Origin of the sequence: Kothea flammea, from assembly GCF_052161645.1 — a bacterium.
Taxonomy (GTDB): Bacteria; Planctomycetota; Planctomycetia; order Pirellulales; family Pirellulaceae; genus Laterigemmans.
In genome coordinates, this window is sequence record NZ_CP197414.1 from 7729655 (window position 1) to 7753420 (window position 23766).

Annotated in this window: 19 protein-coding genes; 8 read left to right on the forward strand and 11 right to left on the reverse strand. The window is 56.0% G+C overall.

Features of this window, described 5'->3' with window-relative positions:
* Positions 1–102: 102 nt before the first annotated feature.
* The 5 genes from infC to SH139x_RS28875 all read left to right on the forward strand — a co-directional run bounded on the left by infC (position 103) and on the right by SH139x_RS28875 (position 5941).
* Positions 103–633: a translation initiation factor IF-3 gene (gene infC / locus SH139x_RS28855; protein WP_488353174.1), complete on the forward strand. Its 531-nt coding sequence runs from the start codon at positions 103–105 to the stop codon at positions 631–633.
* A gap of 81 nt (positions 634–714) precedes the next feature.
* On the forward strand, positions 715–1545 hold the full coding sequence (locus SH139x_RS28860) for a Nif3-like dinuclear metal center hexameric protein (RefSeq protein ID WP_488353175.1): 831 nt from the start codon (positions 715–717) through the stop codon (positions 1543–1545).
* A 314-nt stretch (positions 1546–1859) separates the two neighbouring features.
* Entirely contained in the window at positions 1860–3770 is a 1911-nt protein-coding gene (locus SH139x_RS28865; RefSeq protein ID WP_488353176.1) for a permuted SH3 domain-containing protein, read from the forward strand.
* A 43-nt stretch (positions 3771–3813) separates the two neighbouring features.
* Positions 3814–4599, forward strand: coding sequence for an ABC transporter ATP-binding protein (locus SH139x_RS28870; RefSeq protein ID WP_488356120.1), 786 nt, complete (start codon positions 3814–3816; stop codon positions 4597–4599).
* Positions 4600–4606: 7 nt separating this feature from the next.
* A complete protein-coding gene (locus SH139x_RS28875) occupies positions 4607–5941 on the forward strand; it encodes an ABC transporter permease (protein WP_488356121.1) in 1335 nt (444 codons plus the stop codon).
* A gap of 1040 nt (positions 5942–6981) precedes the next feature.
* Here SH139x_RS28875 and SH139x_RS28880 read toward each other — a convergent pair.
* The 8 genes from SH139x_RS28880 to SH139x_RS28915 form a co-directional block, all read right to left on the reverse strand.
* Positions 6982–8685 carry a hypothetical protein gene (locus tag SH139x_RS28880; protein WP_488353177.1) on the reverse strand — a complete coding sequence of 568 codons (1704 nt, stop codon included), beginning with the start codon at positions 8683–8685 and terminating at the stop codon, positions 6982–6984.
* The gene (locus SH139x_RS28885) at positions 8682–9437 is read right to left on the reverse strand and encodes a glycosyltransferase family 2 protein (protein ID WP_488353178.1); all 756 of its coding nucleotides are present in this window, start codon (positions 9435–9437) and stop codon (positions 8682–8684) included. The genes SH139x_RS28880 and SH139x_RS28885 overlap by 4 nt, the downstream gene beginning before the upstream one ends.
* Before the next feature lie 81 nt (positions 9438–9518).
* Positions 9519–10142 carry a 3-isopropylmalate dehydratase small subunit gene (gene leuD / locus SH139x_RS28890; protein WP_488353179.1) on the reverse strand — a complete coding sequence of 208 codons (624 nt, stop codon included), beginning with the start codon at positions 10140–10142 and terminating at the stop codon, positions 9519–9521.
* A gap of 15 nt (positions 10143–10157) precedes the next feature.
* A complete protein-coding gene (leuC, locus tag SH139x_RS28895; RefSeq protein ID WP_488353180.1) occupies positions 10158–11591 on the reverse strand; it encodes a 3-isopropylmalate dehydratase large subunit in 1434 nt (477 codons plus the stop codon).
* 221 nt (positions 11592–11812) lie between these two features.
* Entirely contained in the window at positions 11813–12832 is a 1020-nt protein-coding gene (locus SH139x_RS28900; RefSeq protein WP_488353181.1) for an NAD-dependent epimerase, read from the reverse strand.
* 105 nt (positions 12833–12937) lie between these two features.
* Positions 12938–13132, reverse strand: a complete 195-nt coding sequence (locus tag SH139x_RS28905) for a hypothetical protein (protein ID WP_488353182.1) — start codon at positions 13130–13132, stop codon at positions 12938–12940.
* A gap of 205 nt (positions 13133–13337) precedes the next feature.
* A complete protein-coding gene (gene glmS, locus SH139x_RS28910) occupies positions 13338–15206 on the reverse strand; it encodes a glutamine--fructose-6-phosphate transaminase (isomerizing) (RefSeq protein ID WP_488353183.1) in 1869 nt (622 codons plus the stop codon).
* 127 nt (positions 15207–15333) lie between these two features.
* Positions 15334–15861 carry a hypothetical protein gene (locus SH139x_RS28915; protein ID WP_488353184.1) on the reverse strand — a complete coding sequence of 176 codons (528 nt, stop codon included), beginning with the start codon at positions 15859–15861 and terminating at the stop codon, positions 15334–15336.
* Positions 15862–16044: 183 nt separating this feature from the next.
* Between SH139x_RS28915 and SH139x_RS28920 the strand changes: the two genes are divergently transcribed.
* Complete coding sequence (locus SH139x_RS28920) at positions 16045–18792, forward strand: S8 family peptidase (RefSeq protein WP_488353185.1); 2748 nt, start codon at positions 16045–16047, stop codon at positions 18790–18792.
* A gap of 71 nt (positions 18793–18863) precedes the next feature.
* On the opposite strand, the gene SH139x_RS28925 is transcribed toward SH139x_RS28920, so the two are convergent.
* Positions 18864–20156: a dipeptidase gene (locus tag SH139x_RS28925; RefSeq protein WP_488353186.1), complete on the reverse strand. Its 1293-nt coding sequence runs from the start codon at positions 20154–20156 to the stop codon at positions 18864–18866.
* Positions 20157–20488: 332 nt separating this feature from the next.
* On the opposite strand from SH139x_RS28925, the gene SH139x_RS28930 reads away from it, so the two are divergent.
* Both SH139x_RS28930 and SH139x_RS28935 read left to right on the forward strand, forming a co-directional pair.
* Positions 20489–21457, forward strand: coding sequence for an HD-GYP domain-containing protein (locus tag SH139x_RS28930; RefSeq protein WP_488353187.1), 969 nt, complete (start codon positions 20489–20491; stop codon positions 21455–21457).
* Positions 21418–21882: a hypothetical protein gene (locus tag SH139x_RS28935; protein ID WP_488353188.1), complete on the forward strand. Its 465-nt coding sequence runs from the start codon at positions 21418–21420 to the stop codon at positions 21880–21882. Before SH139x_RS28930 ends, SH139x_RS28935 begins: the two co-directional genes overlap by 40 nt.
* Positions 21883–21939: 57 nt before the next feature.
* Here SH139x_RS28935 and SH139x_RS28940 read toward each other — a convergent pair whose 3' ends face one another.
* A complete protein-coding gene (locus SH139x_RS28940) occupies positions 21940–22686 on the reverse strand; it encodes a class I SAM-dependent methyltransferase (protein ID WP_488353189.1) in 747 nt (248 codons plus the stop codon).
* On the reverse strand, positions 22683–23702 hold the full coding sequence (gene hemB / locus SH139x_RS28945) for a porphobilinogen synthase (RefSeq protein ID WP_488353190.1): 1020 nt from the start codon (positions 23700–23702) through the stop codon (positions 22683–22685). The genes SH139x_RS28940 and hemB overlap by 4 nt, the downstream gene beginning before the upstream one ends.
* Between the last annotated feature and the right edge of the window lie 64 nt (positions 23703–23766).

Here is a 23766-nt window from a genome sequence, read left to right on the forward strand (position 1 = left end):
TTGGCCATTCCTGCGACTTTTTGGCACAAGCAGGACACAGGAGCTGGTCGACCCTTTTTTTTCACGTTTGGTCCGGGAATGCCACCCGGCCGAGGATGATAAATGGCACTGGCACGTCGAGGTGTTCAACCTCCCGAACGCGATGCAACTCGCGTCAATAATCAAATTCGTATCACTCCGATTCGGGTCATTGGTCCCGAAGGGGACCAGATGGGGATCATCCCCACTGAGGAAGCGTTAACCCACGCTCGGGAAGCCGGGCTGGATCTTGTCGAAGTCGCTCCGAACGAGCGACCACCCGTTTGCCGCATTATGGATTACGGCAAATATAAATACGACAAGAACAAAAAGAAGAATCACGGTGGTTCACACACCAAAACCAAAGAAATCCGCCTCCGACCGAAGACTGGTCAAGCTGACATCGATACGAAGGTAAAGCGGGCGGAGAAGTTCTTGCAACACAAGGACAAAGTCCAGGTTTCCGTGTTGTTCCGCGGCCGCGAGATGGCTCACATCGAAGAAGGTCGCAAGGTTATGGAGTCGGTGCTGGAAACTTTGGCCGAATTCGGCAAAGTCGAAACCGCTCCGCAACAACATGGTCGCCGGATGATTGCCATGGTTGCTCCACGTTAAGTCCCCAGGCGACAGGCGGGAAAGTGAATTCCCGGCGTGGGAAAAGCTTTGCATCGTTAGCGAACCGAAACGCGAGAAGTCTTGAAGCATTCACCCAAGGCAATCACGGTCGATAGCATCTGCCAGGCGTTAGCGGAACTTGCTCCGCTCGCCTTAGCCGAAGCGTGGGACAACGTTGGATTACTGGTCGGCGATCGCAGCGTCGCGGCCGAGCGGGTGATGACTTGTTTAACGATCAGTCCGCCGGTTGTGGCTGAAGCACTACAGCGGCGCGTTGACTTGATCGTCACGCATCATCCCTTGCCGTTTCAGCCCCTTAAACGTTTGACCACCGACTCGGTGACCGGGCGGATGCTGTGGGAATTGATCGGCCAACAGGTGGCGATTTACAGTGCCCATACCGCATTCGACTCGGCGGTGCAGGGTATTAATCAGCAGTGGGCCGAGCTGCTTGAACTCTCTTCAATCGCCCCCCTGACGGCAATCGAACCGCCGATCGTGGATGAACCTAGCGGTCAGACGCTGGGAAGTGGGCGGTTTGGCACACTTGCCACTCCTCTTTCGCTCCATGAACTGGCTGGATTGGCACAGCAGAAAGTTGCTGGGCGAAGTGTACGTGTGGTTGGGGCGTCGCAGGCAAGAATCGCGCGGGTGGGAATCGCTTGCGGCAGCGGAGGGAGTTTCTTGGCGGCGGCAAAGCGGCGAGGTTGTCAGGCGTTGATCACGGGTGAAGCAAATTTTCACGGGTGTTTGGAAGCCGAGGCGAGCGGTATTGGGTTGGTGCTGGTGGGTCATTACGCGAGCGAGCGATTCGCCATGGAAGGGTTGGCCGAATGGCTGGGCGGTCTCTTTCCGCAACTGGAGGTTTGGGCGAGCGTGGATGAAGCCGACCCGCTGTGGAGTGCTAATTAGGCGATCAGGCCTGCTGAGGCGATCGCCAGTTCGCCGTGGAGTTTCGATCGGCGAAACATCTGGCTTTCGCCGGTGTTCAATTTGCATGATGTCGGCTCGCTTTTCACCTTGCCTGCGCGGTGTTTGCGCCAATTTTAAGAGTGCTCGCCGGTTGCGGATTACCGCTGGAGCGGTGCTCGCCACCCGCTGGACCGAAAAGTCGGTATGGAATGCAAAAAATGCGCCGTGACTTGTCGAGGCACTTACACTAATCTGGTAAGTACGTCGCGACAGATTCGTCATTTCCCTAGCGACGTCCCTCGAAAGTTTGTGCTGTGAGCGTCAGCACGAATTCGGATGATGATTCCTTCCCACGCCCGAATATGTGGAGTGAGCCGGCCATGGTGCTGAGCCAAAACAAAGCCTCGCGTCGTCGCGGTATTTCCGTCGTCGCCATTTTCTTGCTGATGTTGTTGATCAGCGCCAGCGTTGGTGGATTCGCTTACGTCAAGTATTTCAGAGACTCAGGAGGGGTGACCGAAGCCGAACTAGTTTTGCGACCCGTTGAGCGAGGCTCGTTTGATCACATCGTGCTGGAGCAGGGTGAGATTGAGAGCAGCAGCAACACGGAGTTAATCTGCCAGGTGAAGTCGCGGGGCAGTGGTGGCACGGCGATTCTGTGGGTTGTCGACGAAGGGACCAGCGTCAAGGAAGGGGATAAGCTCGTCGAGCTGGACTCTTCACAATTGGAAACTGAGCTTAAGCAGCAACGAATTGTGTTAAGCAACGCTCGCGCTAGTTTGACCAGCGCGGAGGCGGTTCTGGAGCAAGCTCGGATCGCTCGACAAGAATATCTCGAAGGGGTCTATATGACCGAAGAGAAAGCGATTGAGAGTGAGATTTTGGTCGCTCAACAAGAATTAAGAAAGGCTCGCCTCGACTTGGGTTACACCGAGAAAATGGTCGCTAAGGGATTGGCTAATTCGCTGCAGTTGGAAGGCAATGAGTTTACCGTTGCCAACGCACAGAATCAGTTGGAAGGTGCTCAGGGTCGCTTGCGAGTGCTGCAGAATTTGACTCGTCAAAAGATGTTGGTTCAGTACGACAGTGATATTGAGACTGCGGTGGCGGCGAGGGAAGCGGCGAAGAGCACGCTAAACGAAGAAGAGGAAAAGCTGGCAGACATTGAACAACAGATAAAAGCTTGCGTGATGTATGCCCCTTCCTCAGGCGTCGTCGTTCACGGCAACCAATACAGCAGCCGCGGTGGTAACGCAGAGTTTGTTGTCGAACCGGGGGCGACGGTGCGGGAACGCCAAGTTTTAATCCGCTTGCCCGACCCGACCCGGATGCAGGTTAAGGCAAAGATTAATGAATCACGCATCACGCTGGTTCGTGAAGGGATGCCAGCCAGAATCCGCGTCGGCTCAATCGAGGGCATGGAACTGCTCGGTCGAGTCAAAAAGGTCAATCGGTACGCCGAGCCGGGCAGCTGGTTCAGCTCCACGATCAAAGAGTACGCTTGCGCGATCGAGATCATTGACCCACCGGACAACATTCGTACTGGGATGACGGCAGAAGTGCGAATCTATGTGGATCAAAAGAAAGATGCTTTGCAGATTCCGATACAAGGAGTCTACGAACACTTTGGCAACACATTTACCTTGATCCGCACACCAGCCGGCGAGTTTGAAACTCGCAAGCTGAGCATTGGCGCGACCAACGATACCATGGCGACAATCCTTGAGGGTGTGGAAGAGGGCGATCAGATCGTAATGAATCTGCGAAATTACTTAGATCAAATGGATTTGCCAGTACCCGAAGAAACGGATACCGAGTTGCTGAGCGACCAAATGCCAACACAAGGTATTGCCGCCCAAGACGGACCCTCCGATCAAAGACAAGACGGAGCTGGAGCTGGTGGTGACTCAGGAGGTGGTGGCCCGGCAACGGGCGGCAGGCCTCCGGGGGGTGGTGGGGGCGGCATGCCATCGGCTGCGGACATGGTGACTCGCATCATGGAGCAATATGACAGCGACTCTGATGGCGTGATTTCTGCCGATGAAGCGGCTAGCATTGATGAACGCAGCAAGCGGATGTTCGAGACTGCTGATGGAGATGGCGACGGCAGTTACAGCAAAGCCGAGTTGACCGTGGCGGCGGCCAAGCTGGTGGCACGGATCAAAGCGGCGATGCAAGGTGGCGGGGCGGGTGGTCCGCGGGGAGGAGGCGGCGGTGGCTTCTAATCCAACTGCGCATCCCTATGTGAAGTCATCTACCCAGGCGACAATTTCCAGCGAACCGCCACCCGCGGGCGTAGCCTGCTCGATCCGTGGCTTGGTCAAGGAATACGTACTGAAGAGCGAGACGGTGCGTGCCTTGCGCGGTGTTTCGTTTGATGTTCCGGAAGGCGACTTCGTGGCGATCATGGGGCCATCGGGAAGTGGCAAGAGTACGCTGCTGAACTTGCTTGGTTGCCTGGACCAGCCCTCGGGAGGAAATCTTTTCTTGGGTGAAGATGACGTCTCCAAGATGTCTGATGACCAATTGGCCGATGTCCGCAGTCGCCGTATTGGTTTTGTGTTTCAATCATACAATTTGATCCAACAATTAACGGTTGTGGAGAACATTCAGGTACCGTTGTATTACCAGGGGCGATTGGGAGCGAATGAGCGGCAACGCTGCATCGACTTGGCCTCGCTGGTTGGTTTGGGCGACCGCTTGGATCACCGTCCCGCGCAACTTTCCGGTGGACAACAACAACGCGTGGCAATTGCTCGCTCGCTGGTGAACGACCCGAATTTCGTGCTTGCGGATGAGGCGACAGGCAATTTGGACTCCAAAACGACCGAGGAAATCTTATCGCTGTTTGATGATCTAAATACCAAGGAGGGGCGCACCATAATTATGGTGACGCACGAAGATGAAGTTGCCGCGCGAGCGAAGCGCGTGGTACGCCTGAAGGATGGCTTGTTGCAAAGCGACATCTCGAATTCAGAATCTGATCGTGCCGCAGCGAGGCAGCGTCAACGTGAAGCTGTCGAAGAGTTGATTAAACGCGAAGAGGCGATGTGAGCCCATGATGCTTTTACTCCGAACCATTCAGCTGGGGGTCAAAAGTCTACAACTGCACCCTTTGCGGAGCGGTCTGACGATGCTCGGCATCATGATTGGCGTGTGGGCTGTGATCGTACTCTCGTCGGTCAGCCAGGGGGCCAGTGATCAAGTTGTGAAACAAATTGAATCGCTTGGAGCCGATACGATTATTGTGCGGACTCGCAAGCCGCCGAGTGAAAAGATGCAAGGACGATCGGCCCAGCCATACGGCTTGCGACGAGCTGAATTGGACAAGTTGTTGGCCACTGTGCCCACGCTCAAGAGTGCAGTGCCCATTCGTGAAATTCGGCGACAATTCACCTATAAAGGTCGCACGATTGACGGTCGCTTGGTGGGATGTACGCCCGAGTATGCGGAAGTCAATCGTTTGGAGCTGTTTGATGATAGAACGATGTCTTTTATCACTGACGCGCATAATTTCAAACGAGATACGGTTTGCGTGCTGGCAGCCAAGGTGGTGGAGCGACTATTTCCATACGAGAATCCGATCGGGAAACGGATTTACATACCGGAGCACAAGGACTACTACAGCGTCATTGGGATCCTGGAAGATCGCGGCCCGTCCGCTGCGATTGGCGGTTCGTTAGATTCGCAAGACTTTTCTGCCGATGTCTACATTCCGCTTAAGACCTTGCAACAGCGGATCGGCGATACGATCGTAACGCGACGGAGCGGTTCGTTTGAAACCGAAATCGTCGAGTTAAATCAGATTACGCTGAAAGTCACGTCGGTCGATGAGGTGCTGAAGACGGCCAAGTTGATCGAGAGTATTCTGATGCCGGCTCATACCGAGTTAGAGGATATTGCCGTCGTCGCACCCTACGAGCTAAAGAAGCAAGCGGAAAACTTGCGCTACATGTTCTTGGGTATCGGCGTATTGATCGCTTCGATTTCGCTGCTGGTTGGCGGCATCGGAATTATGAATATCATGCTGGCGAGCGTCACGGAGCGAACTCGGGAAATCGGTATACGCCGCGCCTTGGGTGCAAAGCAAATCCATATTACGGTGCAATTTCTGGTTGAGACCGTGGTTCTCAGCTTGGCCGGTGCCGCGTTGGGTACCGTGCTGGGTTTGCTGGGGCCTTTGATGTACAGCGGGCTTGTCTATATCGTCAAAAGGCTGTTTGCTGATGCTTACAACGCACTGCCGGAGACGATCCGTGAAGTTGAACCGACGATCGTGTTTTGGATCATCCCGGTCGCAATTTTCATTGCTGTCGGCGTGGGCCTGATCAGTGGTCTCTACCCGGCGATCCGAGCGGCAAAGATGAATCCCATTGAAGCTTTGCGTCACGAGTAAGGACTGGCAAAACCGTTTCCACCACCGCCTGTCTTTTAGCAACCACAGAGCGCGGCCTCCGAGCTCGCTCTGGTCGGGTGTAGCAATTAGCGGCGGAATGACTCTCGTTTCCATACCAGGCTCGCCACACTGTCGGCTAGTCGCGGAGGGCGTGTTGGCGATTTTGCGGGCGTCCGCTGGAGTCTTCTGATTTTGGAGCTTGATTGAGGCTCGGCCCGCGGAAGCGGATTCGATTATCGAGTGCTGGAGATTTAGAGCTGGGATGAGTGCTGTAATCCAAATCAGGCAAGAACCCCAACCTACCTGAATTGCGCAAGCTGTGAGCGGGTGTGAGCGGGGACAGGTCCCGCGCGGTTCTTGCTGCGGCCGATCGACGACAGAAATTAGGCTTGCAACCCAATCTCGCCAAACCCCCCAAAGACCCCGAATCACCCAAAATGTGCGCGGGGTCAGGTCCCACCCATTTTTTACTGCGGTCGATCGACGGCAGAAATTGATTTTGCAACCCAATCTCTCCAAATCCCCTAAAGATCCCACGTGGCCCAAATTGCGCGCGGGGACAGGTCCCGCGCGGCTCTTGCTGGGGCCGCACGACCGCAGGATCCAAGATCACAGCCCAGAATCGCCAACATTCCCAAACACCCCACGTGTCCCAAATTACGCGCGGGGACAGGTCCCGCGCGGTTCTTGCTGGGGCCGATCGACCGCAGGATCCAAGATCACAGCCCAGAATCGCCAACATTCCCAAACACCCCGCATCACCCAAATTGCGCACGGGGACAGGTCCCGCGCGGATTCTGCCTCGAAAACCCGAGGCCTGCCGACCCAATGCCCCCAGGGGCCTCTAACTTCACAGCTTACGCAGATTACGATGAGGGACAGGTACTGCGTACAGTTACGATAGAGAAGGTGAGCAGTACACTTTGCCGACTTGCGGTTGACAACTATTTGATTTTAGCCTGATTGCCAGCTGCTCAGCGGAACAATGATGCTGGATCAAAAGCTGCCGATGCGGGCACCTCAAACACTATCAGCTATGGCTATTCGCCTTCAGAATCACTAATCAATGCTTGAAAAGTCCGCCGGAGATAGTCCAGAGGATAGGCTGGGAACGGATGCTCTCGGCTGACCCGAATCTGCTGCTCGCGAGCATCCGCTTTGGCGATTGCCAATTCTTGTCGCAAGGATTGTTCGACGGCTGAAAGGCGAGTCGCCAGCCGCTGGTTCACTTGCTGGAGTTCTTGATGCCAAGCCGCTTTGGAGCCCCGGGGAGGAATGTCGGCAAGCAACACTCGCTTGCGTTTCAGCAACTCCGCTGGAAGGTTCACCAAGTGAGCAAAACGCTCGGGCGCATACTTCACTCGCCGCAAATCGGCGATCACTTCAGCCACGGGGCGGTAGTCCGCCGATTGCTCTTCAACAGGTAACAACGCTGTGGCGCTGAGCACCGCATAGGCGGGCGGTTGGATATTGAAAAAACGACGTACAATCATATCCCCTAGCTGATCGTACTTCGCCCCGCCAATACCATGCAAAAATAAATCGCTGAGGATCAATCTCGCATACGTGGTGGTCATTAAAGCCCGCGGCCGGAGCTTAAAATTTTGCCCCATGCCAGCCAATAACTGCTCAACGGCTGCCTCGGAATTCAGCTCCGCCGTAATGATCAAGCTTCGCTGGTCGCGATCACCAACCTCCAACTGGTCGCCAATCAGACGAGCCCAAGCGGGTTGGCGACGGGGGTCTTGATCGCCATAAATCCAAAGCGGAATTTCAAACCATCCATCCGCTTTATCAAGCCGCGGCACCGGGTGTGCTTGGCTGCGGATGCGATGCGCTAAACGGTACTCGCGGAGTGATTCATTGTAACACTGATGCAGCCGCGGAAGTTCGGCAAGCAGGTGCAAGATGAAGGCTGCAAAGGCATAAGAACGGCAAGCGGAACTGAGTGGCAGCTCCAAGGTCTGCAAACCGAGTTCTCCTTCGAGCGCGTGGCGAGCCTGCGCAAGCGAGCAGCCGACGTTGGCGCAGTGATCCGCTGCTTGCTGGGCGAGCGGCCAAAGTCGTAGCACACCAGGTTCATCGACGAGCCCAGCGAGCTGCTCGACAAGCCGCCGGGGAAACGCATCAAACGTCTCGCGATCTCGGATCCAACGCTGCTCGAACGGAATAACCTGAGCCAGCGGTTGATCGAAAGCCACCGTGCTGCTGGCTAAATGACCAGAACCGAGGCTGGGGACGCGCACCGAAGTGGCTCCGCAAAGATCATTATCGACCACCAAATTGATCGCCACCGCAGCACGCCGGCGAGCAATTGCGGAAAGGGCAAAATTCTTAAACCAAACGCCCGGATGAAACAGCTCGGGTTGATGACCGGCCAGTATGAATTCAGGAAACCCGCCCGTTGATTGCCGCGGCGAAAAATTCTCAGATAAAGAACGCTTTGTCGCTAATTGCGTTGGCAAAGCCGCCAGCCCTAACGAGGCCGTTTTTTTCCAAGCCGCGGGAACTTCGCGGTAAGCCTCGGTATGCTGTATCGCCGCGACCAATAACTCTAGCTTGGCACGCTCGCGTAACTGGGCAATCGGTTGCCCGGCAATTTGCACATCCCACTCCCCGGCGGAGCGCAGATTTTCCTCAATCAATTGCCCCATCGACTCGAGGGGCGGATCGATCAAAGCAGTGCCGTGCTGGCGGGGCGCTGCGTAGTGACGGAATTGAGGAGGCGCTTCGATGGGGGTCATCCGCGAGCATGTTTGCAAAGGCCTTGAGACGAAAACAGCGGACGTCCCTGAGCTCGAACGCAGGCCACGGCCGCATCGAGTACTTGATTATAGTAGGCCAAGCGAGTTTCGGCATGGTCCAGTGAGCCACCGAAAGAGCGATCAAGGTCAAGATAAATCAACGGCACGGGAACCTCAATCACACTGAGCCCAGCCGCCGCCGCTTGCACCCACAGCTCCAGTGGCATGGCGTAACCGTCGTCAGAAATATCTAGTTGCCGGAGACCCTCGGTGCGATATGCCTTGAATCCACAAAAGCCATCGGTGAGGTTGAAATTCAATCGCTGATTGATTTCGGCCGTGATCCGACGGTTAATAAACAAACGTTCGGCGGGGGGCTGACTATCACCCTCATATTGCTTGAGATAACGACTTCCGGAAACGATGTCGGCCGACTGGGCCGCACGAATGAAGCGGGGTATGCGTTTGGGTTGGTGCTGGCCATCGCAATCAAGAGTCACGACACCGGCAAACCCCTCGTCGATGGTGTACTGGAAAGCCGACTTCAGAGCGGCCCCGTAACCTCGATTCAGCGGGTGCTGAATCAAACGAATGCCAGGCTGCTCGCGGAGCAATTGCGAAGTCCCATCGGTGGAGCCATCATCAACCACCAAAATGTGCTCAGCGTACTGGCGAACTTCACGCAACACCCCAAGCACGTGCTGGACTTCGTTGAACACTGGCAAGGCGGCTAGCCAACGTGGTGACTTCATTCCCAAAACTACCCCTGTACGGCCAATTAAGGCGATATGGAACTGACCCGGAGTAGCATTCTAGGAGGCCGGCCCAAATCGTCAATGAACGGGCGTCGATGAGCGAGCCTGTTCGTACGCCGAGATCATCGCTTCATGCTGCAAAGTGAGGCCAATATCGTCCAACCCGTTGAGCATACAGTGGCGGCGGAAATCGGCGACTTCGAACGAGCGGACGAAAAGAGTAGCCGATTCAGTCGTCGCGTTGACAGTGCGGAGCGTCTGATTTTCCAAGTCGACAACCATCTGCAACGGCACCGCTTGGTTCGCCAACTGGAAAAGGTGCTCCACGTCCGCTTCGTCCAACGTGATCGGTAAAACACCGTTCTTGAAGCAATTGTTATAAAAAATGTCGGCAAACGAGGGCGCAATGACGACGCGAAAACCGTAATCTTCGAGCGCCCACACGGCATGTTCGCGACTGCTGCCGCTGCCGAAATTACGCCGCGCCACCAAGATGCTGGCGGTAGACCAAGCAGGTTGATTTAAGGCAAAGTCGGGGTTGGCGGCGCCATCGGGGAGGAACCGCCAGTCAAAAAACAGATACTGACCAAAGCCGCTCCGCTCAATTCGCTTGAGAAATTGCTTCGGAATGATTTGATCGGTATCGACGTTCGCGCGATCAAGCGTGGCGACAACACCTTGATGAACTGTAAAGGCTTGCATAATTGAGTGAGCTTTCTAGTTGGACTTGTAATCCCAGTCGCGAACATCAACAAAGTGCCCAGCAATAGCGGCGGCAGCGGCCATCGCCGGACTGACCAGGTGGGTTAAACCCCCTTTGCCTTGACGACCCTCGAAATTGCGGTTACTGGTGCTGGCACAACGCTCACCAGGAGCCAACTTGTCGGGATTCATGGCCAAGCACATGCTGCAACCCGCCTCCCGCCACTCAAAACCGGCTGCCTTGAAAATGCGATCGAGCCCCTCCGATTCCGCTTGCCGTTTGACTTGCCCGCTCCCCGGAACGACCATCGCACTTACCTGATCGGAGACACGATGACCGTTAACGACCGCGGCGGCGGCTCGCAAATCTTCGATCCGAGCGTTGGTGCAGGAACCAATAAAGACGCGATTGATCGCCACCGATGTGATCGGGGTTCCCGCCGCAAGGCCCATGTATTCCAGGGCAAGCTCTGCCGAACGGCGCTCGGTGGGATCGTCGAGTTCCGCCGGATCGGGAATCTTGGCTGTGACACTTTGGACCTGTCCAGGGTTGGTCCCCCAAGTAACTTGAGGCTCAATCTCAGCCGCTTGATAAACTTCAACCCGGTCGTACTGAGCCCCCGGATCGCTGGGCAGCTGACGCCACTGGGCCACAGCGGCTGCAAAATCTTGCGGCGCGTGGGGACGACCTCGCAGGTAATCAAAAGTGGTCTCGTCAGGAGCGATCAAGCCAGCTCGAGCACCCGCTTCGATCGACATGTTGCAGACCGTCATTCGCTCTTCCATCGACAGTTTGCGAATGCAGTCGCCGGTGTACTCCAAGACATATCCGGTGCCACCAGCGGTTCCCAATTTGCCAATCAGGAACAGAATCAAATCCTTGGCTGTGGTCCCAGGGGGTAAATCGCCCTCGATTCGCAGCTCGCAAGTTTTCGGGCGACTTTGCAGCAAAGTCTGCGTGGCCAGCACATGCTCGACTTCGCTAGTGCCAATCCCGAAAGCCAGCGCACCAAAGGCACCATGGGTGGCTGTGTGACTATCGCCGCAAACAATGGTCATACCTGGCTGAGTGTAGCCATTCTCGGGACCAATCACGTGGACAATACCTTGCCGCACGTCATCGATATCCAATAACTCGACACCAAACTGCAGACAGTTTTCCCGCAAAGTATCGACTTGCTTGCGAGAAATTTCGTCAGCGATTGGCAAGCCGCGATCGGTCGTCGGCACATTGTGATCGGGGGTCGCGATCGTCAATTGAGGCCGCCGCACGGTGCGACCCGCCAGACGCAAACCCTCGAAAGCTTGCGGGCTGGTGACCTCGTGCACGAGGTGGAGATCGATGTAAAGAATCGTCTGTTGCCCAGGTGGGGTGTGGACGACGTGATTGTCCCAGATCTTCTCGAACATGGTCCGCGGCCCAGAAGACCGCGTCACTTGATCGCTCATGGAGGCTTTGCTGTGGGAAGAGGTTGAATCGTTGGTGGAGAAAGTTCGAACGCGTTTTCGTATTGGAATGTTTCAAAGCGGATTGTTCAATCGACAATCGGCCCGCAGTGTCGCCCAGCGGGTCAAAACCAAGTGTAATTTATATGATCAACTTGAGAAGCTATCGGAAAAGCGTACGCAATCATGCCCGGCAGCGATACGGTTATTTGGCAGCGATACAGTTATTTGCTCGGCAAACCGTAATACTCACGGTACCACTGAACAAAACTCTCCACCCCTTGTTCGATTGGAGTTGCTGGCCGGAAACCAACCGCCGCAGTCAAGTCGTCGATATCGGCAAAGGTGGCCAGGACATCACCGGGCTGCATCGGCAATAGTTCCTTGATCGCCGGACGTCCAACCGCCTGTTCGATGGTTTGGATAAAGTAGCTCAGCTCTACCGGTTGGTTGTTGCCAATATTGTAAACTCGAAATGGCGCGCGGCTGGTCCCTGGGTCGGGGTTGGATGATGACCAATCGGGGTTGGGGGCGGCAATCTGTTCCGCACTCCGAAAGACGCCCTCAACGATATCGTCGATGTAAGTAAAGTCACGTTGCATACGGCCCTCATTAAAGACCTTGATCGGCTCCCCATTAAAGATCGCTTTGGTGAACAAAAACAAAGCCATATCGGGGCGCCCCCAAGGTCCGTAGACCGTGAAAAAACGCAGCCCAGTGGTGGGCAACCCATAAAGGTGGCTGTAGGTGTGCGCCATCAGCTCATTGGCTTTTTTGGTGGCCGCGTAGAAGCTGACCGGGTGATCCACATTTTGATGGACGGAAAAGGGCATGGTGGTGTTCGCACCATACACGCTGCTGCTGCTGGCATACGTCAGATGGGGAGTCTTGGCGTGCCGACAGCATTCCAAAACATTCAGAAAAGCGACCAGATTACTCTGCACGTAAGCTTCCGGGTGTTCGATCGAATAACGAACCCCAGCTTGAGCGGCCAAATGCACCACTCGATCAAACGTGTGATCGGAGAACACTCCCCGCAAAGCGGCGGCATCGGCCAAATCGATGCGATAATCTCGAAAGCCGGCGTATTGCGTTAAGATGCGCGCCCGGTCTTCTTTGAGCGACACGCTGTAATAGTCATTGAAGTTGTCGACACCAACAACCTCATAGCCACGCTCGAGCAAATACTTGGCCAAAGCAAACCCAATAAAGCCAGCCGTACCGGTTACTAAATATTTGCTCATCGAACCTTGCTCATCGAAACCCTGCCACCACGTTTGCTACCAACAATGATTTGCCGCTAGCTGTTATAGTCCAAGCGTTGATGAGAAGTAAGGGTCCGCGTTCACTCAGGCCGACTCTTCGAACAGTCCTTGAGGTTCCTGATTGGGAACGATCCGCGTGACGTTCACCTTGGTGCGACGCAGTTCATCGATTTCACAGGCCATTTTTTGAATCAAGTTGGCGATCTCGGTCCCAGCCGACTCTCCGATGTGAACTGTGAGGGCTTTCCGCGCGTTGTAACTGAGGCCGATCGTTTTCATTGACAAAACTCCTGCTCGTTTGCTTGGGCTAGCCCGCGACTACCGCGGACTGAGCTGTTTCAAAAAGTTATTGTGAATTCGGAGACACGGCGGCGCGAACACCAGATTCACCCCGTCCCAGCCTAGTCCCCCGAGTGGGAAAGTCAGCATGCTTTAGCAAAAAACGAGCCCACGCTGCTAGGCGAGCCAGCAAAATCGCTAACAATTATTCGACCGTCACGCTCTTGGCGAGGTTGCGTGGTTTATCGACATCACAACCCCTCAGCAGAGCGACGTGATAAGACAACAGTTGCAGCGGAATCACGGACACGATCGGTTGCAAGAACTCGGGGACTTCGGGAATGCGAATCACATCGTCGGCAAGACTGGCGATCCGAGGATCCTCATGACAAGCGACCGCGATGATCGGTCCACCCCGAGCTTTCACCTCTTCGATATTGGCCATCACCTTTTCATACGTGGTGCCTGTCGGGATGATAAACACGCTGGGTGTCTGTTTATCAACCAGCGCAATGGGACCATGCTTCATTTCGGCAGCCGGATAACCTTCGGCATGAATATAGCTGATCTCTTTCAGCTTCAACGCGCCTTCCAAGGCGGTGGGAAAGTTGTACTGACGGCCCAGATACAAGAAGGTCGTGGCGTCCTTGTATTTGGCAGCCACCTGCCTAACGTGCTCATTGCAGCCCAGCGACTCTTGCACGGCCCCCGGCAATGATTGCAACTCGGCAATCATCCGCTGCCCCGCTTCGAAACTGAGGTGCCTCAACCGCCCAAAGTAGAGTGCCAGCATAGCCAGCACGCAGCACTGAGAACTATAAGCTTTGGTGCTGGCGACACCGATTTCGGGACCCGCGTGCAGATAGACTCCACCATCGGCCGCTTGAGCAATCGAGCTACCGACGACGTTACAGATGGCCAGCGTGCGATGCCCCTTTCGCTTCATCTCACGCAACGCGGCCAACGTGTCGGCGGTCTCGCCGCTCTGCGTGATGCCAAACACCAAGGTGCCTGAATCGATGGGTGGATTCCGATAGCGGAGCTCGCTGGCGTATTCGACTTCGACCGGAATGCGGGCGAATTCTTCTAACAAATACTCGCCCACCAAAGCCGAGTGCCAACTTGTACCGCAACCGGTGAGAATGATCCGTTCGACGCCCCGCAATTGTTGTGGCGTTAGATTCAGACCACCAAACACAGCACTGGCGTCTTCTTCATCGAGCCGGCCTCGCATAGCGTTGCGCAATGAATCGGGTTGCTCATAAATCTCTTTGAGCATGTAGTGCTCGAAGCCTTCCAAGGAAACTTCATCGGCAGCGACTTCCAGCGGACGAATGTCAAGGTGAACTTTTCCCTGGTCGCGATGAATCACCGAAAGGTGGTTGGCTTTGATGACTGCTAATTGATGATCTGCCAAGTAAACGATGCGGTCGGTGTGTCCGGCCAAGGGCGAAGCATCTGAAGCAATGAAGTTTTCACCGCGGCCAATACCAACCACCAGCGGGCTGCCGAAGCGAGCGGCAATCATCAGGTCGGGGCGATCGCGGAAGACGACGGCAATCCCGTAAGTGCCACGGAGCTGAGAAATAGCGCCCCGCACGGCGTCCACGTAACGGGCATCCTCATGCAACGCGTCGGGCTCGCAGCTAGCCGCACTTTGCTTAAGCCCCTCAGCAATCAAATGCCCAATCGTTTCGCTGTCGGTCGCCGAATTAAAGACGTAGCCGAGAGCGATTAGGTCCTCGCGAAGTTGCTGGAAATTCTCTACCACCCCGTTGTGAACCACGGCAACAACACCATCGCCACCGATGTGCGGGTGGGCGTTATTCTCGGTGGCGGGGCCGTGGGTCGCCCAACGTGTGTGACCAATTCCGCTGCAACCACTGGTCGGACTGGCCGTGATGCAGGAAGCTAATTTTTCAATCCGGCCGACAGCCCGACGGATCGCGATCCCGCCATCGGCCAAGGTTGCGATGCCCGCGCTGTCATAGCCGCGGTACTCTAACCGCCGCAGACCATCGAGCAGAAAATCAGTGGCAGCCGATGAACCAATGTACCCAACAATTCCACACATCGTGGACACTCTCCCCAAAGACCCGCGGACTTAGAATCCAACTTTTTTGATCCTAGTAGGGGGGCGGTGTTGGAGGCCAGATCAATCACGCGGAATTCATGAGCCGGTGGTTATCTGCCGTGTCAACCTAAGCGGCCCGCGTGGCGACCGTCTCCCAACTAGAAATGTCCAACGGCCTGAGTCCTTCCACATCAGCCGCCTGTGCCATCACCAGCGAGTTCGGACCCACTAAACGTGGCAGAATGGTGGCGACCGGTCCCATCACAAATTCGCTCGGCGGGCAATCTAAAATCACCAAGTCGACCGCTCCGATGGTGTGCGCAACTCGCGTCAAAGCTACCGATAAATTACCCATTTCGGGAATCGGCAGCGGCTTGACACCTAGTTTCCCCATCACGCTGTGAAACGACTTGAGCGAGATGTGCCCAGCTCCACCCGATTCGTAAGCGTCCACCGCCACGTAACGGAAAGCTTCTTGGTTGCCCAACAACCGCAGCCATTGCACCAACTGCTGGCTGCGCGCAGCGGTACCCACGTTCACCTCCAGCACGCTGCCAATCTGACGGCCTCGCACCGCACGATAAAGCGCACGATCGCCAGCGGGCTGGGAAAGATGAAGTAGTTTAATCGTCGACCAGAAGCGGGCCAGGGACATGACTCCTACTTCCTCAGCTGCGGGGGGATAAGTCTAAAAATAACGCCTCGACCTTTTATGTCGGCCAAAAGCAGGCAGGAAATCAAGTCGATTCGGTTACGAATCCCAGGAGTGCAAGTGGGTGATCTTTAACGACCTATGGTTGCCTGGACTGTTTTTCGTTCTCTGCCCACGGCAACATCCATGGAATCCTCAAAGCAATCATTGCCTCGACGTAGCTTGCCAAAGACCGCACAACGTCCAATTCAATTTGATTCCTTCGAAACCCGCTTGGCCCTCTCCGCCAACGTGGCCGCCGCAGCGTTGATCGATGCGCTCGATGGACTTCAGCCAGTCGGCAGCTCCGAAATATCGGGAGTTTGCCACCCGGCAGCCAACTCTCAAAACTCACACGCACATAGCGGCAACGCTGATCTCAATCCCGAACCGACTGGCGCGTTGGTTTGGGGCGGAGCCAATCACCACGGGAATGCAGGGCAGCTGGGGGTTTCCGAACTGGGTAGCGGCAACACCGGAGACCATGAACAAGGTGGCCTACTTTCTCAAGCAGCCGCCATCCGCGATCGCTGGCAACTGACCGGAAGCGGGCAAACGGTGGCGGTGATCGATAGCGGCATCGCCTGGGATCACGTGGCGCTGGGTAGTGGTTTCGGCCCCGGTTATCGCGTCGTCGGTGGCTGGGACTTTGCCGAGCAAGATGCCAATCCCTACGACGATCCACCGGCTGGCTTTCATGGCACTCACGTGGGCGGACTGCTTGCGGGCGAGAGCGATCGATTAACGGGAGTCGCCCCCGGGGCCGACTTGGTTGGCATTCGCGTCTTCGATGATCATGGGCAAAGCTCACTCGATTGGATCGAGTCGGCGCTGCGTTGGGTTTACGACAACCGAGATAGCTTCGAACATCCCCTGACCACGGTCAATCTTTCCCTCGGCGCCACCATCCCGGCCGAATTGGCCGACCAGGTGCAGGCCCAATTTGCCGACGAGCTAGCCGACTTGCATGCGGCCAATATCGTCGTCGTGGCCGCCGCCGGCAATCAATTCAATTCCAGCCGAGCTGACGCGATTAGCTTTCCCGCGTCGAGCGATCTGGTGTGGGCTGTTGGCAGTACCGATTCGTCGGGAGACCTCAGCCAATTCTCGCAACGCGAAGATCAAATACTGGCTACGGTCGGACGGAACCTAACCAGTTCCATCCCAGATCATGTACTGGGGTGGGATGGTAACGTTGACGACTATTACGCGGCCACCGGAACCAGCATGGCAGCGCCGCAAATGGCAGGTGCCGCGGTCTTGCTCCGCGAAGCTTTCGAATTGGTGGGCCAGGAAGCATCTAACGACACGCTGCTCAATATCTTGCAATCGACAGCCACCACGCGAACCGATCTGACGACCGGTTTTTCTTATTATGATGTCGATCTAGAAGCCGCCATTGAATTTGTCTTTGCCCAGTTTGACGCTCCCGGCGATGAGCCTGGTAACGGGACAGATAACGACTCGGGCGGGAGCGAAGCGGAAGACCCAACGGATGATCCCTGGGAGCCATTAATCGTGGATTTGGGCAGGGTCCAGTGGGAGTCTGCGGTCCTGGACGGGAATACGGCACTGCACGTTACGGCAGTCAGCGATGGAATCTTCTCGCTGGCCAGCGACACTCCGCCGCAAACCCCCATTCGCATCACCGACTTGGCGGGTAACCTGCTGTGGGACGGCACGCCCACGAGCAACAATCAAATCGATCTTGATGTGCGGTCCGACCAAACATTGGTAATCAGCACGCCGCAAGCCAGTAGCGAAACTCGCCTGCAATTAGCCAACGTTTTGCTAGTCGATCAGGGACAAGTCAACATCGATTTGGGAGCGCACAACCCGGCCGTTTCCATCGATCTCTCCAACGGATTTACCGCGCAGATTGGTTCCCTGAACTATCAATTTAGCAGTGGTCAATTTGGCAACGGAGACATCACCGCTGGCATCATCAACGGCGGCGCAGGGGCCGACCAATTAAGCATCATTGGATCGGCGGCCGCCGGTCGGTTGATCTTAAATCCTTACGCCGATGGTTCACTGAGCGAAGGTGACATTTCACTGGTACTCCGCGGCTTCGAGGAAGTGAACTATCGGGGCGGAGGAGGGGCCGACCGAGTCTTTCTCCACGACACCTTTGGCGACGATCGTTTAGAAGCACGACCGGGGCAAGCGGTATTAACCGGCGTTGGCTTTCGCTATGAAGTCAGCGAGATCAGTCGCAGTTACATTCACGCCACGGCAGGGGGCAATGACGTTGCCTTCTTATATGACTCGGCGGGGGATGAACGACTGGCGGTGCGGCCGCAATTCGTCAGCTTGCGGGGGGGTGATTTCTTCAACTTGGCTTTCGGATTCGAGCGAGTTTTTGCCTACGCATCGGCCGGCGGACATGACACCGCCGACTTATATGATTCAGCCGGTGATGATCGCTTCAGCGCGTCTTCATCCAATGCCTTGATCACGGGCCCTGGCTACTTCGTGCAAGCCAGACATTTCCAAACCGTGACCGGACATGCGACCGCTGGCGGCAACGACTTGGCGACCATGTACTCCGATGGTGACGCGCAGTCACGTTGGATCCGCACCGACGATCAAATCACGCTTCGCTCGGCAACGGGAGACAATCGTGTCGCCCGCGGCTTTGAACAAGTCAGCACCTTTGTCGCCGGGGCCCCGGTCGAAGTCGAAGCCCTTGGCTGGGAACACGACGAACCGAGCCCGCAAGAAAGCGAACCGCCAACTGCGATCAACAGCCGGACCGCTTGGATTACACTACCGGCGGACGAACCGTCCGAACGGCAACCCGCAGAGGCCACGGCCGCCACGATGGCTGAATTCCTGGCGATCAGTCGCGACCACCAACGAGCCGCACTTGATTCAGTATTCGCCGAAGCATAAGAAAAAACCTCATATAACATGTGATTTAATCGAACGATTGCCGTTTCAGGTGTCCCGCTGGAGGGGACGTGCTAGTTATCAGCTTTAGATTCAGCCGCGTGGCGTTCGGCTGCTTGGAATACTCTGTATACATTTGCATACATGATCTTATGAATGTCTGCCGCTGAATAACCGCGGTCCAACAACACTTGGGTGATCACCGGGTAGGTGGATACGTCTTCGATTTGCTTGGGCAACATGGAAACACCGTCGTAGTCCCCGCCGAGCCCCACGTGATCGATGCCACAGTGTTTCACCAAGTGATCAATATGGTCGACCAGATCGTGCACGGTTCCTTGGATGGGGGGATTTTTTGCCGCCCAGCGACTGACCTGGGCTTTGCGTTCCTGTTCGCTGACTCCTCCACTCTCCAAGCGTTGCTCCATTTCGATGCGTTGGCGACTGCGCTCGACATCAGCCGGGACGACGAAGCCGTTGTAGAAGTTCACCATAATGACGCCGCCGTTTTCGCGAATTGCGGGGAGAATCTTATCGCCCACGTTTCGGGGATGATCAGCGACGGCCCGCGACGAGCTGTGGCTGTAGATCACCGGAGCGGTGCTGATCCGCAGCGCGGCGAGCATGGTTTCCGGGGAAACGTGTGAGAGGTCAACCAGCATCCCTAGGCGATTCATTTCGCGGATCACTTCTTCACCAAAGGGACTGAGCCCGCCGCTGATCGGATCATCAGTGCAGGAGTCGGCCCAAGCCAGCGAGCGGCTATGCGTCAGCGTCATGTAGCGTGCACCGAGCTGATAGAGTCTTCTCAGATTGGCGATTGAGTCTTCGATGGAATGCCCGCCTTCGACACCGATCAGGCTAGCTATTTTGCCTTCCCGGCGGGCCGCATCAACTTCGGCAACCGTGGTCGCCCAAGCGAACGTTTCGGGATATCGCTGGCACATCGTCCGCACCAGCTCGATTTGCTCGATGGTGGTTTGAAACGCGATGCCTCGTGGTCCGGTGCTGGCTGGCACGAAAACGGACCAAAACTGGGCCCCCACGTTGCCCTCGCGAAGGCGGGGGATATCGGTCATCAGTTTCGGCTGCCGCTGGGCAATATCGAGTTCATCAAAGGAGGAAGATGCGACCGTTCGCATGGCCCAGGGCAAATCGTTATGACCGTCCCAAACGTAACCGCCGCGATGCACTTCGAGCGCCGCGGGGGAAACAACGACGGGAGCCAAGCGGTTATTGGTTCCAGGATCGTTACTTTCAGTATCGAGGGCATCGTCGGCTGCCGGCCCTTGTTGAGCGAGCGAGGGGATTGCCGAGCAGGCGATCAGCAGGACGGCAAGGGAGTGATCTCTAAAAAACCGAATCATTGCGGGAACAAGCCTGTGGAGCAGCGAACGAAGTGAGCCTGGGACTGGTAACGAGCATCTCAAGCGGAGAGTCGCCATGATAATCGAAGCGCGGGAGCACTGCTCCAGGGGTGACAAACGTCGCAAAAGTCAGAATCGCGCGCATCGCCACAGGCGGGCGCCGCTCCGTCAGCAAAGTCGGCTGAATTCAGGCTCTGATGGTCGTTCTCCAGGCTGCGGAGAATTTTTTATCCTAGGTTTGAAGGGCAACGGATGAATTCAACTGAAAACATCGTTGCACCTGTCGCCTTTTTTTGCGCAATGGCTTGCCTTCGAAATCGAGTGTACGTTTGATGTCTAGCGCCGTAGCAGACGATGTAATACCGATTAGCTTAAATACGTTGGTTTCATCCATTGATTTGGGAATGGACTTGTACGTGAAAAGCCCTTCGACCGGTGAGCTGAAGCTTTACCGGCAAGCGGACTTTCCGTTGCACTTGAAAGACCTTGAGCGACTAAAAGCTAGAGGCATCAAGCAGCTCTACATTCAGAGTTCGAGTCGCGAACAATATCAGAGTTACCTGCGTTCGATTGCCGCACCGGCAGCCGGGGGTCCATTGCCCGAGTACTCAGCTCGCTTGGCCGCGGTCAACGAAGTGGTGCGAGATGTGTTAGAGGGTGACTTTAAGAAAGGGAACAGCGATGCGGCGGTAAGTTCAGCGAACGAGCTTGGCTCGATGACAGCTGACTTGATCATGCATGATGAGTTTGCCGCTGCGGATATGATGCGAGTGCTGCATCACGACTATGCCACTTTCACGCACTCCGCCAACGTCTCCTTTTACGCATCGATGCTGGCCGCCGAATTAGGGCTGGCCGAAGACGAAGTCCAACAGGTTGCCTCGGGCGGACTGCTGCATGATTTGGGGAAGCTAGAAATCGATGACCGGATTTTGTGCAAACCTGGCCGGCTGGACGAGAACGAATTCCGCATTATTCGCACGCATCCGACGGTTGGTTTCCGACGGTTGGTGCATCGCAACGATTTATCGCAAGGCCAGTTAATGATGGTCTATCAACACCATGAACGGATTGATGGTGGCGGATACCCAACGGGCAGTGATGGAGATGATATTCATTTATGGGCTAAAATTTGCGCGGTGGTTGACGTCTTTGAGGCGTTGACCAGCCATCGACCTTATCGTACTCCAATGCCGCGTAAGCGTGCACTTGACATCCTTAACCGCGACAGCGGAACAGCGTTCGATCCGGAGATATTGGCATGCTGGGAAGCGATTATACTGAGCACTTGCAAAGATTAACTGATGATATTTGCTGGAGCATCGAGTTGCCCGCCGGCATGGAGAATTTTTTCCGAGAGACGGGGCCGCTACCTAGCATGGCGGGGGACGAACGCAAAGCGGCGCGATTGCGAGTCCGCGCCGAGAGCTTGGCCTTCAGCGAAGTTCGCCTGCACGCTTGGCCGCGTCAGACCGATCCCTACGGCGTTTACATCGCTGACATCTCGCGTTACGGCGTGGGCTTTCTGTCTGCGGAACAATTTTTTCCCGAAGAACAAGTGCGTTTGATCCTACCCGCGTTCTGGCTGGTCGCTCAAGTCGCACGCGTCCGCAAGTTGGGACCGAATTGTTATCAGATCGGTTCCCGTCTGCTGCGTCGCAACGATCCTGCCATGACAGCTTTCAATGTTCAGCAAGCGGAGCTGACCGAAGCGGTGTTGGCTTAACAATCGGCAACGTCGCGACCTCCATGCCGGGCCACAACTCGCAAACGTCATAACACCTCAAGCTTTCAGGGTTAAACACATCACACGAATCGGATAGTGATTGGCTTGTTGTTCCGGCCCAGCCTCGGCACTCACGGCCTGTTTGCCCGCGTGGTCATAGTGGGGCGGGGCAACATCGATGCTATGTTCGACATAATGCCAACCGCGGTCCTGAATCCAATCACGAAATTCATTCGCAATAAATCGAAACGGGTCGCTCAAGAGAACTTGACCTTGCGGCTGCAAATGTTGCCGCAGCGATTTTTCCAGCTCCGGCCAAAGGACGCGCAGGTAGGTCACATCGGAACCCAGAATCAGCTCGAAAGGTGGCTCGTCAGCAATGCGGTCCAGGCCGAACCGCAACCGCCGAACCTGACAGCGATTGGCTAACGAGGCAACTGTTAGCTGCACCAGCAACAGCGGATCATTGACTCCATCGGTGAGCGTGACCCTGGCCCCGCGGAGGGCGGCAGCCAAGCCGCCACGACCGGTCCCGCAACCGACTTCTAAGACGCGTTTACCTTGCAAATCATAGCGTTCAAGAAAGCGATCGAGCCCCGCAGCGGCTCGCCAAACGGTCGCCCAAAATGGATCGATCACATTCGTCTCACCCGCATCTTGTCGGCGACAAGCATCGAGCAACATGCCATCGGGATCGGTGGCCGTCGCGATCCGCCAAGGGTGTCCGGCGATGGATTCATCCGCCCAGTGCCAAGCGAAGCGGCGTGAGGCACGTGATGCCAACTTCAACAATCGCTTATTCACGGGCTTGCTGGCGATGCTAGCCAGGTAGCGACTTCGGGAGCGAAATAGGTCAGCACGCCATCAGCACCGGCTCGTTTGAAAGCCAGCAAGCTCTCCAACATGGCCGCTTGTCGGTCGAGCCAGCCGCGTTCGGCCGCCGCCGCGATCATGGCATATTCGCCGCTGACTTGATAAGCAAACGTGGGCACACCGAAAGTAGCTTTTACGCGGGTGATGACATCCAGGTAAGGCATGCCCGGTTTAACCATTACGCTATCGGCACCCTCGGCCAGATCGAGTGCCACTTCGTGCAGCGCTTCATGGCAATTCGCGGGATCTTGTTGATAGGTTTTTTTATCACCGGTCCCCAAATTTCCCGAGGAGCCGACCGCGTCACGAAAAGGTCCATAAAAGGCGCTGGCGTACTTGGCCGCGTAGGACATAATTTGTGCGTCTTGACAACCGGCCGCATCGAGTGCCGCTCGAATTCGCCCGCAGCGTCCGTCCATCATGTCGCTGGGGGCCACGATATCGCATCCCGCTTCCACTTGGATGATCGCTTGGCGACACAAGACTTCGATCGTTTCGTCGTTGACCACGTAATCATCTTTGACCAGACCATCCTGCCCGTGGCTGCTGTAGGGGTCAAGCGCCACATCGCAGATCACCCCCAGCTGGTCACCGACCGCCTGTTTCACCCGCCGCACGGTCCGACAAACCAGATTGTCGGGATTGATCGCTTCCCGCGCATCGGGCGTTTTCAGCTGTGGATCGGTGGCGGGAAATATTGCGATCGCGGAGATGCCCAGCTCAACGGCTTGGTGAGCGGCATCGACCGTTTGCTGAATACCTAGCCGGTAGACCCCCGGCATGCTGGGGATCGGCTCAGAGGCCTGTTCTTGATCAATCACGAACAGAGGCCAGATTAAATCGGCCGTCGTGAGGTGATTTTCAGCGACCAATCGGCGGGTCCAGGCGTGCCTTCGGAGTCGTCGCAGCCGCGTGGTCGGAAAGGAACGGGCGGAGAATTCGAACATGAGGGAATGATTATTCGGGTGGCGCAGAACACGGGAATCAACAAATTCTGGGAGCGAGTGTTGC